General features: G+C 47.3%; 17 protein-coding genes and 1 pseudogene. 6 read left to right on the top strand and 12 right to left on the bottom strand.

Annotation, left to right across the window (positions count from 1 at the left end; translation table 11 throughout):
- Positions 1-287: 287 nt before the first annotated feature.
- Entirely contained in the window at positions 288-1,463 is a 1,176-nt protein-coding gene (locus G4C92_RS02260; RefSeq protein WP_274939501.1) for an IS91 family transposase, read from the bottom strand.
- Positions 1,460-2,308: a tyrosine-type recombinase/integrase gene (locus tag G4C92_RS02255; RefSeq protein WP_274939502.1), complete on the bottom strand. Its 849-nt coding sequence runs from the start codon at positions 2,306-2,308 to the stop codon at positions 1,460-1,462. The genes G4C92_RS02260 and G4C92_RS02255 overlap by 4 nt, the downstream gene beginning before the upstream one ends.
- A 251-nt stretch (positions 2,309-2,559) precedes the next feature.
- Between G4C92_RS02255 and G4C92_RS02250 the strand changes: the two are divergent.
- Positions 2,560-2,838 (top strand): annotated as a pseudogene (locus G4C92_RS02250) (UDP binding domain-containing protein); the annotation flags it as partial.
- 122 nt (positions 2,839-2,960) lie between these two features.
- A complete protein-coding gene (locus tag G4C92_RS02245; RefSeq protein ID WP_274940995.1) occupies positions 2,961-3,104 on the top strand; it encodes a BrnT family toxin in 144 nt (47 codons plus the stop codon).
- A 247-nt stretch (positions 3,105-3,351) separates the two neighbouring features.
- Here G4C92_RS02245 and G4C92_RS02240 read toward each other — a convergent pair whose 3' ends face one another.
- The 10 genes from G4C92_RS02240 to G4C92_RS02195 all read right to left on the bottom strand — a co-directional run bounded on the left by G4C92_RS02240 (position 3,352) and on the right by G4C92_RS02195 (position 13,122).
- Positions 3,352-4,431 (bottom strand): transposase, encoded by a 1,080-nt coding sequence (locus G4C92_RS02240; protein ID WP_274940994.1) that lies wholly within the window; start codon positions 4,429-4,431, stop codon positions 3,352-3,354.
- A gap of 854 nt (positions 4,432-5,285) precedes the next feature.
- The gene (locus G4C92_RS02235) at positions 5,286-6,407 is read right to left on the bottom strand and encodes an IS3 family transposase (protein ID WP_274940993.1); all 1,122 of its coding nucleotides are present in this window, start codon (positions 6,405-6,407) and stop codon (positions 5,286-5,288) included.
- Positions 6,408-6,713: 306 nt separating this feature from the next.
- Positions 6,714-7,514 carry an IS21-like element helper ATPase IstB gene (gene istB, locus G4C92_RS02230; protein ID WP_274939922.1) on the bottom strand — a complete coding sequence of 267 codons (801 nt, stop codon included), beginning with the start codon at positions 7,512-7,514 and terminating at the stop codon, positions 6,714-6,716.
- Positions 7,511-8,977 carry an IS21 family transposase gene (istA, locus tag G4C92_RS02225; protein WP_274939921.1) on the bottom strand — a complete coding sequence of 489 codons (1,467 nt, stop codon included), beginning with the start codon at positions 8,975-8,977 and terminating at the stop codon, positions 7,511-7,513. The genes istB and istA overlap by 4 nt, the downstream gene beginning before the upstream one ends.
- A 363-nt stretch (positions 8,978-9,340) precedes the next feature.
- A complete protein-coding gene (locus tag G4C92_RS02220; RefSeq protein ID WP_274940992.1) occupies positions 9,341-10,123 on the bottom strand; it encodes a macro domain-containing protein in 783 nt (260 codons plus the stop codon).
- A 26-nt stretch (positions 10,124-10,149) separates the two neighbouring features.
- A complete protein-coding gene (locus G4C92_RS02215) occupies positions 10,150-10,560 on the bottom strand; it encodes a macro domain-containing protein (protein WP_274940991.1) in 411 nt (136 codons plus the stop codon).
- Positions 10,550-11,050, bottom strand: a complete 501-nt coding sequence (locus tag G4C92_RS02210; protein WP_274940990.1) for a TIR domain-containing protein — start codon at positions 11,048-11,050, stop codon at positions 10,550-10,552. The genes G4C92_RS02215 and G4C92_RS02210 overlap by 11 nt, the downstream gene beginning before the upstream one ends.
- 41 nt (positions 11,051-11,091) lie before the next feature.
- Positions 11,092-11,916, bottom strand: a complete 825-nt coding sequence (locus G4C92_RS02205; RefSeq protein WP_274940989.1) for a hypothetical protein — start codon at positions 11,914-11,916, stop codon at positions 11,092-11,094.
- 11 nt (positions 11,917-11,927) lie between these two features.
- On the bottom strand, positions 11,928-12,746 hold the full coding sequence (locus G4C92_RS02200) for an ImmA/IrrE family metallo-endopeptidase (protein ID WP_274940988.1): 819 nt from the start codon (positions 12,744-12,746) through the stop codon (positions 11,928-11,930).
- Between the two features lies 1 nt (position 12,747).
- Positions 12,748-13,122, bottom strand: coding sequence for a helix-turn-helix domain-containing protein (locus G4C92_RS02195; RefSeq protein ID WP_274940987.1), 375 nt, complete (start codon positions 13,120-13,122; stop codon positions 12,748-12,750).
- Between the two features lie 1,146 nt (positions 13,123-14,268).
- On the opposite strand from G4C92_RS02195, the gene G4C92_RS02190 reads away from it, so the two are divergent.
- The 4 genes from G4C92_RS02190 (at position 14,269) to G4C92_RS02175 (ending at position 16,777) form a co-directional block, all read left to right on the top strand.
- The gene (locus tag G4C92_RS02190) at positions 14,269-14,583 is read left to right on the top strand and encodes a hypothetical protein (RefSeq protein ID WP_274940986.1); all 315 of its coding nucleotides are present in this window, start codon (positions 14,269-14,271) and stop codon (positions 14,581-14,583) included.
- Positions 14,574-14,843, top strand: coding sequence for a DUF3310 domain-containing protein (locus tag G4C92_RS02185; protein WP_274940985.1), 270 nt, complete (start codon positions 14,574-14,576; stop codon positions 14,841-14,843). The genes G4C92_RS02190 and G4C92_RS02185 overlap by 10 nt, the downstream gene beginning before the upstream one ends.
- Positions 14,840-15,124: a hypothetical protein gene (locus tag G4C92_RS02180; protein WP_274940984.1), complete on the top strand. Its 285-nt coding sequence runs from the start codon at positions 14,840-14,842 to the stop codon at positions 15,122-15,124. Before G4C92_RS02185 ends, G4C92_RS02180 begins: the two co-directional genes overlap by 4 nt.
- Before the next feature lie 168 nt (positions 15,125-15,292).
- The gene (locus tag G4C92_RS02175) at positions 15,293-16,777 is read left to right on the top strand and encodes a transposase (protein ID WP_274939777.1); all 1,485 of its coding nucleotides are present in this window, start codon (positions 15,293-15,295) and stop codon (positions 16,775-16,777) included.
- Positions 16,778-16,816 lie beyond the last annotated feature (39 nt).

Raw genomic sequence — 16,816 nt, 5'->3', positions numbered from 1 at the left:
AGACCAATTGCAATCGTTAAGGAAAGAATCGAAGGTGGTGCAAACGAAAAAGCAGCATTGCGCTTTCCGATAACTGCCCTTTCGTTTGCAACAATTTCGATTTTTCCTGGTTGAACAAAGCGCGTCCGGGTTGCCTGTATATATGGACTTTCAATCAGACCGCTTTTGCTCAGAGTGTAGCATGGATCCTCTGATAAATGTACTGTTTTGTACAAGAAAACCACGATGATCGCATCAGAAATAAGCCTTTAAAAGGCTTCACAGAATCCGTATTCATTTTTAAGAAATCAACAGAGCAGATGTGGCTCTGGCCGGAACAAAGATGGATCAGCACCTATCGGAATGATCCTTCCGCCACAGGACGAGCATTTACAGACATCCTTGTTATAGAGAAGGCGGATGATTGCCGGTCCATCCAGATTCTTCAATCGGGACAGATATTTTTTACCACCAAGAAGATTCCGGCAAAGAGTAATCTTCCGGTTTTTGTTCCGTGAAGAAAGAAGTCCATAGTGCCTGATCCGTACGAACCTTTTGGGCGGGACATGCATCAGAAACCGGCGCATGAATTCTTCACCGGTGATGGTGACTTCTTTCCATTGTCCCTGGTTTTTGTAATCTTTTGCAGTAAAGGTGACAGTGCTGTCCGTCATGCTTTTAATACGATAGTTGCTGATCGCGATCCGGTGGGTATACTTCCCGAGATATTTGATAACGGACTCAGCGCCATCAAACGGTTTCTTGCAGTAAGGGATCCACTCTTTTTTATAACAGGAGTCCAGCAGATCCTTGAACGCATAGTGGTTTTTGAAGCACTCTGCGCTGCCGTGGAATTCAAGCTTTCCGTCTTCCCAAAGGTGTTTCAGCTCCGCAAGATACTTGCCGCGGAATAGGCGTGAAACAACCCGGATGGGAAGGAAGAACTCTTCTCCGGTATCTTTCCACTGGTTTTTGGGGTCGAGACCGCCGCCCAGCACAACGGCATGGATATGCGGATGGAAGTTCATCTCACTCCCCCATGTATGGAGGATGCAAATATAACCAATGTCAGCACCAAGATATTTGCTGTCGGAAGCCAGTTCCCGCAGTGTATCGGATGAAGCATGATAAAGGGCATCATACAGGAGTTTCTGGTTGCTGTAGATGACAGGATTCAACTCCTCCGGGACAGTGAAGACCACATGGAAGTATGGCGCATCCAGTACATCTTCCCGACGGGCATCCACCCACTTTTCCTTTGGGAACTCCTGGCACATGGGACAGCATCGGTCACGGCAGGAATTGTAGTGGACCGAAATGCAGCCGCAGTCTTCGCAGACACTGATATTGATACCGAATGCACCGGTTTTACAGTTCCTGATATGATAAGCCACTTTTCGTTGAGCCGCAGAGAGTTCATGTGTTTTCACGTAATCAGGGTAAAAACGGTTAAAGACATCCTGGATTGTACATTCAGTACTCATGCTTCACCGCCTTTATGCAGATCGTAAGGGCTGCGGATCCCAAGAAGGCTCTTGTTGCTGACATGGATATAGACTTCTGTCGATTTTGGATCCACATGTCCAAGCAATGCCTGAATGTATTTAATGTCAACACCATCCTCAAACAGATGACTGGCAAAGCTGTGGCGGCAGCAATGACTGGTGACCTTTTTAGTAATACCGGCTCTTTCTGCACTTTTCTTGAAATACTGATTGATGCTGTTCTTGTCAAGATAAGTTCCGGTCCATGAGCTTGGGAAAAGAATGTCTCTGGGCTTGCCACACTTAAACCAGTATTCGGTCAGTAAATCAAGGTTGCGATCAGAAAGAATCGTATATCGGTCCCGTCGGCTCTTGCTTTCGCGGACATGAATGGTTCTGTTAGCTCGGGATATATCGTCATAATGAAGATGTACGACTTCAGACACTCTCAGGCCGGAAGAATACATGGTGGCAATAATCGCTTTGTGTTTAAGGTTGGGCGTATGATCAATAATGCTCTGTATTTCATCCCTTGAAAGAACAGTAGGCAATGAGCGGTCAAGCTTCATCCTGGGAATGTCTTCATCGTCCCAGTTCATCTTCAGGATCCGTTTATAGAAAAATCGGATTGAGGAATGATAATGATTATAAGTCCGAGGCGCCAATCCGCTGAGCCGCTTTTCTGTCAGGAATGCATCAACGTCATCTGTTGTGAGGGCAGAAACATCTTTGTTTATAGTGCGCAGGAAGTAGTCTACGGAATTGCAGTAAGCGTTGATAGTACTTTCTTTTAAGTTCCGCTTTTGAGCTTCATTACGGATCGGGGTAAAAATATCTTCGTACATAAAAACCTCCTTGATAGTAGTGTCTTCAGATACAACTACCTATCAGGAGGTGCGTTGGCATCATAATTCCGATTGCGGAAGACGCCTGTAAATGCTATTGTTTTCATAGGCAGTGGGGCTTTCCGTATTCAGTTGTTTTGTGTGGTAACTTAACAATACCGAATTACGAAAAGCATTTCCACTGCTTTTTTGTTAGTCAATAACGTAAAACTGCGCCACAGCCCAGGCAGGCCATCGCGCAGCGATTTTGTTCAATCGGAGTTTATCGGTTGACGATGAAAGCCAATAGCGATAACTTCCGGCAGAGTTCGATTCAGGGCGTGATGAAGAGACTGAAAGCGAAGGGTGCAACCGTTATCATCTATGAGCCGACATTACCGGACGGAACAACGTTCTTCGGAAGCCTGGTGGTTAACGACATCGAAAAGTTCAAGAGCGGATCAGATGCCATCATCGCGAATCGGTATGATAGTGTGCTTGATGATGTAGAAGAGAAGGTCTACACAAGGGATTTGTTCAGGAGGGATTGACGTGATCCGGTCGAAAGGACATATAGCGGATTAAAGAGAAATACTTCCCCAGGGTCTGAAATATGGCTTTAGGAGTTCATCAGCACAAGAGCATTTCTTTGGTGCAACTCCGGAGGTGCTGAATGATAATACAGTACGATGAGGAGAAGAACCAGAAGAACATTAGGAAACACGGTGTGTCCTTCGAAATAACATCTATAGCCTTTGCTGATCCGAGTGCTGTGGTTATTATTTTCATTCAGGTTCAGAAGAACGGCATAATCTGATCGGTGCCAGATGTGGTGCATTTGATCAGGGAAAAGCGATACTCGGACGGACAACTACAGGATGAGTTCCCAAAAAGGAGTAGTTGTGATCATCGGCTGACGAGAGTTGAAATAATAAGCGAGAAATTCGATATGATAATAACAGGTGAAATCAAATGTGAATCATGCCAGAGGGAGATTAAAGTGAACCCCTCTGTCAAGACAAATTTTTTGTAAAAATAAGCCTTAAATGATAGCAAAAGTAGCACTACATTTTTGCAGTCATAACAGTTGACGTAAACTTACCCAAATCTATATGGGCCGGTACATCTGTATGAAGCAGCCTGAAGTACTCTTTTACCTGCTTTGACGGTGTTTCCACTGTAACAATACCCGTGTTGTTCCTGAAACACATGAGAGACTGACATCTGCCGACGATCTCACTGACAGATCTTCCGGAAGGAAGAAGCTGTTTGCGGAGTTTCAGAAGGCAAATCGTATTGATGATATCATGCAGGATCTTACCTCTGACTGTTTGATCTGTCCACTTGGAAAGAGGGAGCAGATCAAGGTATTCTTTACTGGTCTTGAATACTACTTCGATATCTGTCCGGCCGAAATATTCAGTCAGCAGCTCTTTGGGATTCAGGTCCAGGTTGGAGACGAGGACGAAATAACCATATTTTACAGTCATCCAGTCCTTGTCCTTCACCTTCATAGCAGCGTACTCATCTTCATGTTCGCTCAGGTAGTCGCTGAAACGCTTCAGAGCATTGTATTGATCTACATATATATAGGCATACTCTTTCTGGCCAAATAGTTCGATCTCCTTGCGGAAGCCAAAGTATGTATGATGTTTTCTGACAAATGCATACTTCCCTTTGCCGATCAGGTCCTTCACCTCCCAGTAAAGGGTTTTATATGGATACCCTTTCCGGGCAGGCATCCTTCCGATGATCGTCTTTTCTGTACCGATATGAAAAGCGCCTACCAGTTCTCTGGAAACATAACCGGCATCCAGAACAAGGGATTCAATTACGATCCCGAGACTGTCAGCCACATCATTTACCACCGTCATGACAGTATTGATGTCAAGGACATTGCCGGGGATGATGTCGTACCAGACAGGAAGTCCGCTCTTCTCATCCAGTACAAGGATCAGGCGGGTCATGACCTCTGATGAGTCCACACCATGGCAGCAAAGAGCATTAAACGGATTGTCATCTATATCGTTTGGCAGCGGTGTTGAATCAACATAGCAGCCTTTTCCGAAATCCGGGTCTTTCTTCTGCATGGCGGCTACAAAGGTCTGAAAGAACGATACTTTTACCCGGTCATCTCCGAGCATGCTGAAAAATCTCGTATCCGAATGCAGCGATGGAATGGGTACATCCGGAAACAGGTAAGAAGCGAAGGATTTCAGGATGAAGTTGTCGCAGCTGATCCTCGATCCATCCTTCAGGATGCCGTGCAGGATATGGCACAGCATGCGTTCATAAGCTTCATCTTTCGGAAAAACGCTCCGTAAAACAGAAAGCAGACCGCATTTTTCCAAAAAACGAAGCAGCAGATAGGCATCACCGAAAACAGTGTGGATTTCAGTCTGGGGGAACAAAGTCTCTCCATTGATGCGGGGATCATCTTTTTCTACAGAAGAAAAGCTGTCCGAACGGGCATCATACCCGATCAGTCCCCTGGTCGGTGACAGAAAAATGCCCGCTTTCCGGTCATCAGTTAAGTACAGGACCCTGCCAAGTTTCTCACGGACCTGCTGTCTGCTGTGTGCGCTGTTCCCGGTACGGACATAGACAGCGTCCACGATAGATGCTGAACCACTGATGATCCTTCCGGAGTCATCACGAACAATTTTTTGTGCTTTAATGAAGGCCATGCAGTACTCCAATGCAATTTGTAGTATTTGATAGAACTACATATATGATACTGCATAGCTTTCAATAATGCAATACATAGCGGCAAAACAAAGACATTAAGTATATTTTGATGAGTGTAGTGCTACTTTCTTACTCATCTAAGGATAAGTTGGATTTCCGGAGGAAACACCCACCCTTTCTCTCCCTTAGGTGACTCATAAGTGTGGGTATCTGAGCTGTCAAGGGTTTGCCGCTTGCGGCTTCCGAAGGAACCCTTTACAGCTCAGATATCCACGCTTATCCTCTTGGGGAGGGAGAGATAGGTTTGAAGTTACCTGCCCCAGTAAATCTCTTCCGGTGTACGATATCCGAGCCGTGAATGAGGACGTTCATGGTTATAGTACCGCATGTAACTGTTAATTCCTATACGCGCCTCACGTGGGGTTTCATAAGCCTTCACGTAGACCTCCTCATATTTGATGGTTCTCCAGAGACGCTCTACGAAGATGTTATCATAGGCACGGCCACGATGATCCATGCTGATCCTGGATCCAGCATCAAGAAACAGTCTGGTGTACTGAGGGCTGGTGAAGTGGCTCCCCTGATCAGAGTTCATGATCTCGGGATTGGCGATCTTCAATGCTTTTCGGCTGGTATCAAGGATAAAGTCGATTTCCATGTTATCGTCCATTTCCCAGTGGAGGACGAAGCGGGAAAACCAGTCAATTATGGCAACCAAATAAAGCCAGTCCGTTTTCACCGGGATGTAGGTAATATCGATAGACCAGACATGATTCGGATGGTCGATTTTCAGGCCTTTCAGTAGATACGGGTATATTTTATGGCCGGGTTCCGGTTTACTCGTATTCTGTCGTGGATAGATTGCCTGAATCCCCATCTCCTGCATATGGCGCAGCACGGCTTTATGATTAATGAGGATCATGTCCTTATTATTAAGCCACCAGCATATCCGCCGATATCCATATTCAGGGTGAGCAGTATAGATCTTGTCAATGTGCAGTTTGATATTCAGGTCATCCGTCGACGGTGGTACTGGTCTGTAGTACAGCCCTGATCTGTTAAGATCCAGGAGTTCTGCCTGCATAGATATCGGAAGGTCTGCGCCTTCCATATCTACAAGCAGCCGTCTCTCTGAAATAGACAACTCAGAAACCAGATTTTTTTTCAACCACTCATTCTGAGTAGTGAGCTTGCCGATCCGGGCATAAAGTTCTTCAATTTCGGCCTCTTGCTCCTTCTTTGCTTTCCGCTCTTTGGCGGAGGTATCCTGGAAAAGGGTGTACAGCCGGTTTTCGGCATCTCGCTTCCACTTGGAAAGCATGTTGGGATGGATATTGTTGTCGGATGCGATTTCATTAATGGTTCTTTCGCCTCTGATCGCCTCCAGTACGAGCTTCGCTTTCTCCTCAGGTGTGTGTTGCTGCCTTGCCATAAGTTGGACTCCTATCTTGTGTTTGATGGTAGATGAAATCCAACTTAGAAACAAGCATTTTACTGTCTCAATTTATGGGTTCATTATAGCCGGTGTGGGCAAGGATGTGTTTTGTCAATAAGAAATCCCCAAAATCGGAAGGAAAATTCCCCAGTTTCGTATTGGGAATTCCTCAGTTTCGGAAAGTGGCATGATTTCTCCTCATCTGGGTTCCGCCGAGGCCTGCCCATCGTCGGGCAGAGAATGGAACTGTTTTCCGCGGCTGAGGATTTTCTGTGCCTCTTTTTCAGGGACTGCCCGGCCGCTTCACGTCAAGCGGTCTGTCCCCTTGACAACGCCCGCTCCAGGCTGGCGTGCCGTCTGCTTCATCAGCGCATGCTCCATACGGTAGCTGTTTCCTTCGAAGAGGAGCAGATGCCCGTGATGGACAAGACGGTCAATCATCGCCGCGGCCATCTGGTCATCAGTAAATATGCTGCCCCATTTAGAGAATTCCAGATTGGTAGTAAGAATGAGGCTTTTGCTCTCATAACTGTCTGATATTACGCGGAACAGGAGCTGGGATCCGTCACGGTCTACCGGGACATATCCCCACTCATCCAGAATTAGCAGATCAAGGGAGTTCAGATCACTGCGGAGCCTCTCGAGCGTTCCATTCTTCCTGGCCTCTGCCAGTTTCAGGACAAGTTCCGTCACTGTATAAAAGCGCACCTTGTATCCTTTCCGGCAGGCATTCACGCCGGCGGCGATCGCCATATGGGTCTTGCCAACACCTACGGGCCCATAAAGGACAAGGTTATGCTTATGCTCTATGAAACGGACAGCTTCCAGATCTTCTTTGGATAGCGCCGGCGGAAGTTTTACACAGCGGTATTCATATCCGTCGAACGTTTTATAAACCGGGAACCGGGCGCGTTTGACCAGACGTTCGCGCTTGTTCTCGTCCCTGCGGACAACTTCTTTTCGGAGGGCAGCCGCAAGATATTCGATCTGCTTCGGCGTGCCGTCTTCCTTGATGAACTCCGGGATCGCGGAAGTAAGAAACAGGGACTTGCAACAGGCTTGTATGCTTTCTTCCATCTCAGTTCTGGCGATTGCCGTGATCATGATGCCGCCTCCTTGTCTGTGGCCTGGTTGGGCAGAAAGGCCTGGTCATAAACAACAAGTGACGGGCCGGGTTCCGGCGGAGTATCAATGCCGTATCCGGTGATACGCGCCGCGAGAATGGCGGTATCCGACTTGTTGACACTGTTGCCTTTGATGGCGAGCTCCAGCGCGTTTACAGCTGCCTCATAGCCGTACTGTTTTGACAGGCTGCTTAGCATCCGGATACAGGATTTGCGCCCTGCACGGGGCTGGCTGTCAACGTACTCCCGGATCAGTTCCGGTGCGTCCTTCCGAAATCCGCTGTTCGGCCAGGCACCGATATTCTTTGAGAGCATCTCAAGCGATGTACTGTAATCCGTAAGATCGGTACGTTTTTCCCCATATTGACGCCTGTGGCGGACCAGAAGACCGCCGTTTGGTTCCAGGATGTCTATGTAATGGGCGCGGATGCCGACCATGACCTTCTGGTTGTGGTTTTCGGGCTTGGTGGAGTAAAAATGTCTGCCATCAAGGCAGATCTTTCCATATCCGTCGGCCTTGCAGGTCTCATACCGGCATACATTGAACGGTTTTGCCGGAAGCGGGAGGAAATGCTTCTTATCTTCTTCAAAGAGCTCTGATATCGTAGTGCCCTTCTTATAGTGGGCTTCTGCCGCTTTCTTTGCATGCTGGCCAAGAAGGCCGCGGTTGAACTCTTCGATGTCGTGGTATGTGGGAACAGGAACAAACAGGTTCCGCCGGCTTGTACCTACTTTATTCTCGACGTTGCCCTTCTCGTATCCGGCATGCGGATTGCAGAACCGGATACGGAACCCGTAATGGGCACGGAACCGGGCAAACAGCTCGGTCTCATGGATCTTATCCATGACCCTGCGGCCAACGCCGGTTGCGTTGTCGAACACAAGAAGCGAAGGGACACCCCCAATGTAGTTGAAGATATCCTGAAGCCCCTGGCAGACGCATTCGGCAGTTTCGCCCCGAAATACCTGGTTATATCCGTCGTTGCTGAATGGGAAGGATACGGTAAGGTATTTCCGGCGGACGCATTCGGTATCCTCATTGAAATCCGCCTCTCCGAAGTCAACCTGTGCGCAGCCGGGCTCCCAGACGAGTTCTTGTGTTCCTTTGGTTTGGATATCGGTCCGGATTCTGTGCACGAATTTCTGGACAGAATCATAGCTTCCGGTAAAACCGTATTCCTCCTGCAGGCGTTCGTGGATGCGCTTGGCAGTATGCCGCTGCTTGGACCAGTGTTTCTGGTCCTCCTCAAGCCATTCCGTGATGATATCAATGTACGGCGTGACGATGGATGTTCTGGATTTCGCCACAGGCGGCTCCGGTGAGAAGTCGTCTTGTTCAAGGTATTTACGGATCGTCTTGCGATCCTTTCCTGTGAGGGATGATATTTTGGAAATCCCATATCCCTTTCGGCTCAAATCTCTGATATCATTGATTTGGGACATAGTCAGCATCTTCCTTTCCTCCTTTGCCTTTGGTCGTGCTTAGACAAAGGATAAATGATTGGTTTGTTTGCTACAACATGTCCCTTTCCGATTTCGGGGATTTCCCCTTCTGAAACTGGGGAATTTTGTTTCCGATTCCGGGTACTTTTATTTTACGCTACACACAAGGAATAAGGGGTCTGCGAAATGCCGATGCCTGCTTGCCGCCCGGCGTGCCTGTTCACCCCTGGAACCACTGCGCCTGTGGGCGGGGTGTCGAGAGCGGAGGAGACTACGTAAAGAACTCACGATTACGCATACAACTTGTGCTTTTTCTTGTGCTTTATTATAGCAAGGCATAAGATGAGGCATCAGTTGCTCTTTTCATGAATCAGTCTTATTGACAGAAGCAGAATAAACCAAATTCCTTGCTCCTCCTTTGGACTGGACAAGCCCTGCTGATTGCAATTTACTAAGAATTCTTGTTGTTGCGTTCATCGTTAATCCCATTGCAGCAGCAACTTCTGTTTTTTTCATCTCGTTCCCTTGGAGAATTGTTATCATCAATTTCTCTTTTTCTGTTAAAACCAGATCCTGCAGATGAGGTACTACAGTATTATCAGGATCATACTCAGAGGTATCATCCTCTATTTCTTTATCTCTAAGTTTAACGACAGAAGGCGTTTTTTCTTCTACTCCGGAAGGTTTTGAAAACATAGGTTTTAAATTTGTATATTGGCTTTCATATTTTAAGAATTCACATAAAGCGTCCCAGTCTATTTTGTCAAAGTCTTTAGGATGTATACAGATAGTTAAGCTTTCAGTAATCTTATGTTCCTTCGTTGCTGCAAGAAAGCTCAAAATGATTTCTCTTACGACTTCGTTTCTTGATGCATCCTTTGCTCTAGCTTTTCCTGTGCCTAATAGTGGAATTCGATATGGTTCTTGATTTCCCTCAATTGCTAGTGTATCCCAAAGGCTCACTAATGACATCGAGATATCGCTGGCATCAACATCTATTGGAATTCCTTTTGCATTTATGTCAGAATCGGCAAGGAAATAGGCTCTTCTGTTTTTCTCACTGATTCTACATACCGTGCCAATCATATATCGTTTATTTTTGGAGTCTCTCCCATCATTGAGCGTAATATACGCCTTTCCGTCCAAACCATCTGTAATCTTTTTATCCAGATCTAACAGCCTTTTTTAAAATACTTTAGCTGATATTGACCTTGTATGCTACCTTCACTTATAAACTCATCATCCATTTTTGTATCAAATGTTGTGTTTGTCGGGATGATGACAGCATCTTTGCCTTTCAGCGCATCGCAAATCTGGAGCGATATGGTCACATCAGGGGAATCAGTAATTCTGACAGTCATTTTAAGACGATCCCAATTCTTCCATACACACCCAATAACAATAACGCCTATAATCCATCCAAAATAGTTCTTATAGAATTCAAATAAACCACCATACCCGAATATTTCCGAAGCCGCCTCGGCGAGCATGACAATAAAACCTATCACGGCAAATATGTCAGTGATAATTCTTATAAGCCGTTTTCCAAGCCGTTTTGCCGATATAATCATTTTATAGGCCAAGCTGTTTATACACCTCTCCTTTATAGTAAAAAGGTCCTGTTTTACCATCTCGCTCATGCCTAACTGCAGAATCAGGCCAGTTTTCAAGTGCATACTGTAGTATTCGCGCATTGAAACTGATATGAATGGCTAAATGATCGCGCATTAATGCCGGGCAAAGATCATAATCGCAGGATCTCTTCCCATTGATGTTGACCACAATACAAGGTAGATTTCGCTTAATGGCTTGTTCTATTTCCCAACGAACATACTTGTACAGATATTTTGTGTGGTCACCGACAAGAAGAACAAAAGCTTTTGAATGCCGGAAGCGTTCTTCGAGTCCTGCTTTTATTGATGCTTCACTTTTATCATATATATTGTTGATATCGTGCGCATCATAAAAATTGAATCCAATGTTATCGTTCTGTTTCCACGCTTGCATAAGTCGATAATAATGCAGATCATTATCTGCATCCATAGAAACATATACTTTATTATGGTAAGCCATCAGAACTCCTCCTATCAATCATGATACCAAAACAGGTGATGTTATTCCTTATAGCGGAGGTCTCCCGTGCCCTTGATTTCAAATTTCCCAGCATAAATGTCCTCAAACAGTGTTTGAAAATCGACACTGATCTTTTCGGACGTGGAATGCGTCCACACTTTCATTGCACTCTGACTGTGGAGGGCAAGGAAGCTGCATAGAGAATCGTAGTATTGTCGGGCTGTTTCTTTTTCAAGCCCATCCGCCTGCAGTTTCTGGAATGCGGACAGGATACTCAGGCAGCGGATCTGATTTCCAATGTAAGCTACGCGCTGGCGTGCTTTTCCGTCATCCGAGCAGAATACCACCACTTTCCCTGGATATTTCAGCTGCAACAGCTGGGCAAGGACAAGCGACTTCTTTTCGCCCATGCTGTTTCCGTTGGGAATTGCTGAATCACAACTTACCAGTGTAGATAAAAACCGATCCCTGTCCACATCATCCGGCAGAGCCGTCAAAGGCTGATAATACGTTTCAAAAAACGATTTTACCCTTGGAATTTTGAAAGCGTCGCAACTCGTTTTGAGCATGTCGTAATAAAGCTTTGGAGCTCCTGTGCCGAACATGTTGTCAATTTCGTCCAAGATCTTACTATCCGAAAACTGTTGGATTTTACCACGCCGAGTCTGTTCTTCAAGCCATGGAAGCGGGTCGGGCGAAAAACCGTGGGTACGCAGTTCGTTCAGAATCTTCTCATGACAATAGAAATCATACTCCTCAAACTGCATGATTAAATCAGCGAGCGGTTCCCGCCGGTTGTTCTGCGCCAGCTGCGTCTTGAACAGGAAATCCGTGTCAAGAAGGGCTTTCCTGGTTGGTTCGCTCATAGAAGCACTCCTTATGCTTTCCCGGAGATGATACCCATGATTTCCTTGATCCGTGCCGAATCCTGCCTGATTTGATCTTCGTCAACAGCATCTAGGCTGGATACCCTCTCCATATTTTCATTGAGACTGCCGAAAGCAATCTCTTTATCTGCTCGTTGCCATCTCTTCGCTCGGCCGGTTAGTTCACTTTGACGGGCGATTTCCTTTTCAATGATCTGGAAAAGTTCTCTGGCTTTCTCTTCGCTAATGATTTCATCCTCAAACAGACGAAGCACCATTGCCTTGTAAGGTATCGCATAAATCTCCATCAGCATCAGGATATCTTTAATTCCGATGGCATCCCGGCGGATGTGATAAATATCCATCTGTTCCTGGAGTGATCGCGTCGGTGCCAGGATTAGACCAGCGAAAGCATTTGCTTCCTTATCCTCTAGCTTTGTCGTTTCCTCATCCATCGTCGCGGAATCAAGAATAGAGCCGTGCTGCTGGTATGTCGGGTCATATTCTTCAAAGTAGTTATAAAGATGATAGAATTCATGGGCAGCCGCAAATATCTGCTTTGACACCGTCATTGCTGAATTAATCACGACAAAGACACTTCCGCTTCTGATGAATGTGCATGCGCAGAAATCGTCATCGCCCAGCGGATACCGAAAAAGCTCCAGGCGCATCCCATGCTGGAGAACATAGTTTTCGATAATATGGAAAATATCGTCTTGAATGATATTACTCCCTGTATAATTGGAATTAAAGGCATTTGCCCTTTGCCGGATAAGTTCATACTTAGCCCGATCTACCACATACAAGGAGTTTTCAAGTGCTTTGAACATGTCACGCCTCCCACGCCTGGTCCAGCATTTCTGCGTTGGATCTCATTCTAGCGTAGAATAGGACCATATCCGCCATCTCATCAGCGATCTTAAGACTCTGCCTTGCGGAATCGCTGTTCACCTCACCCATGAAAGCATGAACGGCATTTATTTCCTTTGTATCCACAGGAGACCTCATTAGGCTTTCCATAGATACATGGAAGAAATCCGCGATATTATGCAGTTCGATGGCATTGATCATACGGGAACCTGTGAGCATGTTGCTCATGACCTGCTTGCTGACACCGAGAGCTTCAGCCAGATCATTCTGTTTTTTACCGTTCTGCTTCAGAAGCATAAGAACATTATTGCTGATCGTAGCATTCATTCCTATCATAATCCGGCACCTCCAGTCCACAGTTCTAGGACGGCATTCCCTATCCTCGCCTTTATTATACGCGTCATCAGTTTAGAAGTCAATATATAATGGACTTTTGATTTGAAAACTTTTAATGAACTAGGGATACACGTGAGATCAGTCAAGAATTCATTTACGATTCGTGCCCGCGTTTCAATATAATTGATTAGGAGGGCACCCCGCCCACAGGCGCAGTGGTTCCAGGGGTGAACAGGCACGCCGGGCGGCAAGCAGGCATCGGCATTTCGCAGACCCCTTATTCCTTGCCCACACCGGCGGAAACGTAGGTGATCACTAACGCATCAGATCATTGCAGCCCAGCAAACACCTATCCTGCTTCGTGTCTTCCGACGCTCTGGGAAAGCTTGTTTACTGGGCAAGCGGTCACCGTAGGCACATCGGACGATACTACATCGGTACAGCCTACACTGTCACAACCAGACAAAGATTCATAGAAAAATAGTTCAAAGGCGATTGAGGCCAGCTGGTCTTGGTCGCCTTATTTTTTTACGCCTTATTCAGCACCGCCAATTGGCGGTAAAGGTATACGCTGACCGGGTAAGCGCCAATACCGCCAGCTGGAGGTGCGCTTCCTTCTCAGAAGAACTCGTCCTCTGCTCAGATCTCTCCGAACAAGGTCGACCTAGAAGTTCTGTCACGCTCCATGAGAGATCATGAACTTACCGGAGAAGGTCGTTCTAGAACTTAGAGCCCCGGGGGCGGGTCGGAATTTCAATGGAATTTGGTCACGGTGACCGTCGGCCCGCTCAAGAAATGCGTGTGCGAATTAAAAGATTTGGAGGCCCCTGGGGGGAGGTCTGGATCTCTGTAGAGTTTTCTCCTGGAGACCGCCGCCCCCTCTCGCGTTAAAATCCGCGAAATTGTAAGGGGCCTACCCCTTGCCGGGGCGACCCGCCTGTGGGAAACGCCTAGGTAAGAGCCTTAAAAAGCGCCGGATTTCCTTGGCTTTTCCGCAGTTTTCGGCTCTGAGCCGCATGCCAACGGAACTGGCGGCATTTCGTCACAAAATCGCATGGGAAACCAATAAAAACTGTGACGAAATGGCCGGTTTACCAGCGAAAAACATGAAAACCGCAAAGCTGCCGATTGGAGGGAGGCGGATGTGTGAAACAGGAAGACCAGGAACTGATCCGCTCCCTCCGGCTGCAGGGCTGGGGCTACAAGCGGATCGCAAAAGAACTGAAACTCAATAGGAATCAGGTGCAGCTGTTCTGCAAGACCCACGGCCTGGGCGGCGCAGGTGAGTTTGTAAAACTGAACATGCCGATCTGGTACGAGCAGAACAGCCGGTGCATCATCTGTGGCGAGAAGCTCGAACGGAAACAGCGCGGAAGAACAAAGCGCTTCTGCTCCGGTAAGTGTCGCACAAAGTATTACCGTATGCGTAAAGAGGAGGCGGAGGAAAATCCATGGTTGTGAGAACCCCAAAGGAAACACTGGAAGAGAAGATGGATGCGGTGATCGATGATCCCGTGAATCATCCGAGCCATTACACGGATGGGATTGAGACCATCGACTACATTGAGAGCAAACACTTCCCATATCATATCGGGAATGCTGTGAAATATCTGAGCCGTGCTGGGAAGAAAAACCCGGACGAGACAATCACCGATCTGAAGAAGGCGGTGTGGTACATCAATCGCTATATTGACCTGCTGGAGAAAGAAGGCTCGAAATGACGCTGCTCGAAGGCTTTGTGAGAGACGAGATCTTCATCGATTTCGGCGCGGATGTCCTGTACGGCAGTGATCAGTGTAATGTGTCTTTTCCCTGCCGCTTTCCGACTGTAACCTTCCAGCTCATGGCGACAAACGGTCTCAGTCAGATTGCGGATCGCATCCGGAAGGATCTGGGCTTTGCGCCGATGCATCCCATGGACGAGTACACGGACGACACCTGTGATAACGACGGCTGGTACGACTTCTATGTTGGGACACTGAAACCTCAAATTTTACGTTAATAGAAATGCGGCTAATTAGCCGTTTTACGCATCCACCCATGCTACGGGTAGCATCGGACACCTTGAAAATACGCTGTTTTCAACATATTTAGCCTCACTTTTACTTGATTTAGCGGCTCATCAGAAGTATAATTATTACGTAAGTTACGTTAATAGAAAGGACTTTCAATGAGCATTCCTGAATCAATCAAGAGCAGACGGCCGACCCAGTTCGGAGCAGTCGAGATCCGCTTTATCGGCGGGCATTATTACACTTACCTGGTTTCTTCCAAGTGGGATGCCGCCAAGGGCAGGCCTCAGAAGGTCACAGGAAAGAGCATCGGCAAGATCACCGAGGCGGACGGCTTCATACCGAACACCAATGGTCTCCGTCTCATGCAGGAAATGCGGCTTATGCCGGATGTCGCTCCGTCCGTAAAGAATTATGGCGCGTACGAAGTCCTGCAGCAGCTGACGCCGGATCTCAGCGACAGCCTCCGGAAATACTTTCCTGATTCATTCCGTGAGATCCGTACGCTCTCCCTGATTCGCCTTGTGGACAAGATCTCGTCCGCAAAGATGATCCAGCCGCTGTTCCTTGATTCCTACATGAGCGACATCTGCGGGGACATCTCGATATCGGAAGGCTCCGTCCGGAAGTTCATTGCCGGTCTTGGTTCGAAACAGGACAGAATCGACGCGTTCATGAAATCCCAGGTTATGCCGGGAACAACGCTCCTTTTCGACGGGACTTCCATCTTCACAAAGTCTGCCGATTCGCTCGCGGCGAAAGGGTATAACCCGGATCATAGTCTCGACCCTCAGGCGCGCCTTCTGTATGTCTTCGAAAAGGATTCCCACAAGCCTGTGTTCTACCGCGTCGTGCAGGGATCCATCGTCGATAAGAGTGCTTTCATGGATACCGTTAACGCTGCTGGGTGCAGTGACTGCATCATCATTGCGGACAAAGGCTTCTACTCCAAGCCGAACGTGTCTGCCCTTCTGAATGCGGGCATGCGTTACATTCTTCCACTACAGGAAAACACCGTTAATGTCGAGCCGGAGTTCTACCAGAATCCAAGCGACGGTAAGTGGGACAATGTCTTTTCTTACAACAAACGCGCCGTCTGGTGCCGGAAGCGCAGGAGCGGGAATCGCGGTAACTTCATCTACACGTTTCGCGATGATTCCAGACGGGCGGAACTGGTCGGTCACTTCGTGGAGCGGGCAGAGAAAGATTATGGCGAAGAAGAACGTCGGCCGAAGGACGTCGTGAATGAAGTACGCATGGGCTATTTCTCCTTCTGTAGCAACCTCGATGTCGAGCCGAGGGAGATTTATCTCGACTATAAGGAACGCTGGGACATCGAACAGTGCTTCGACTACCTGAAAAACAGCGTATCAACAAATGCATCCCATGCCCATACGGATGATTACTTCCGAGGCTGGGCGTTCCTGAACCATGTCAGCCTGCTCTATTACTACGGCCTTCTGAACGCGGTCAGGAACACGAAACTGGACGACAGGTATTCCGCGGAGGATGTACTGAAACTGACGAAGAATATCTACCGTGTCGACACCGGCGACAAAGAGGGAATCCGGATCTCCGCAATCCAGAAAAAGACTCAAGCAATCCTGGATACACTCGGAGTCGATCTATTACGTAAAAAATGATGCTTCAGTGTTGGGATCAACGGATACGCGGAAAACCAT

This window comes from Chordicoccus furentiruminis (assembly GCF_019355395.1).
Lineage (GTDB): Bacteria > Bacillota > Clostridia > Lachnospirales > Lachnospiraceae > Chordicoccus > Chordicoccus furentiruminis.
The sequence above is the reverse complement of the archived record's forward strand: the minus strand, read 5'-3'. Positions and strand labels throughout refer to the sequence as shown.

Bases quoted from the DNA above. Each gene is read 5' to 3' on its own strand.
- G4C92_RS02260 (WP_274939501.1), bottom strand. From the start codon at position 1,463: ATGAGTACTGAATGTACAATCCAGGATGTCTTTAACCGTTTTTACCCT.
- G4C92_RS02255 (WP_274939502.1), bottom strand. From the start codon at position 2,308: ATGTACGAAGATATTTTTACCCCGATCCGTAATGAAGCTCAAAAGCGG.
- G4C92_RS02245 (WP_274940995.1), top strand. From the start codon at position 2,961: ATGATAATACAGTACGATGAGGAGAAGAACCAGAAGAACATTAGGAAA.
- G4C92_RS02240 (WP_274940994.1), bottom strand. From the start codon at position 4,431: ATGCTCGGAGATGACCGGGTAAAAGTATCGTTCTTTCAGACCTTTGTA.
- G4C92_RS02235 (WP_274940993.1), bottom strand. From the start codon at position 6,407: ATGGCAAGGCAGCAACACACACCTGAGGAGAAAGCGAAGCTCGTACTG.
- istB (WP_274939922.1), bottom strand. From the start codon at position 7,514: ATGATCACGGCAATCGCCAGAACTGAGATGGAAGAAAGCATACAAGCC.
- istA (WP_274939921.1), bottom strand. From the start codon at position 8,977: ATGTCCCAAATCAATGATATCAGAGATTTGAGCCGAAAGGGATATGGG.
- G4C92_RS02210 (WP_274940990.1), bottom strand. From the start codon at position 11,050: ATGGCTTACCATAATAAAGTATATGTTTCTATGGATGCAGATAATGAT.
- G4C92_RS02205 (WP_274940989.1), bottom strand. From the start codon at position 11,916: ATGAGCGAACCAACCAGGAAAGCCCTTCTTGACACGGATTTCCTGTTC.
- G4C92_RS02200 (WP_274940988.1), bottom strand. From the start codon at position 12,746: ATGTTCAAAGCACTTGAAAACTCCTTGTATGTGGTAGATCGGGCTAAG.
- G4C92_RS02195 (WP_274940987.1), bottom strand. From the start codon at position 13,122: ATGATAGGAATGAATGCTACGATCAGCAATAATGTTCTTATGCTTCTG.
- G4C92_RS02185 (WP_274940985.1), top strand. From the start codon at position 14,574: ATGGTTGTGAGAACCCCAAAGGAAACACTGGAAGAGAAGATGGATGCG.
- G4C92_RS02180 (WP_274940984.1), top strand. From the start codon at position 14,840: ATGACGCTGCTCGAAGGCTTTGTGAGAGACGAGATCTTCATCGATTTC.
- G4C92_RS02175 (WP_274939777.1), top strand. From the start codon at position 15,293: ATGAGCATTCCTGAATCAATCAAGAGCAGACGGCCGACCCAGTTCGGA.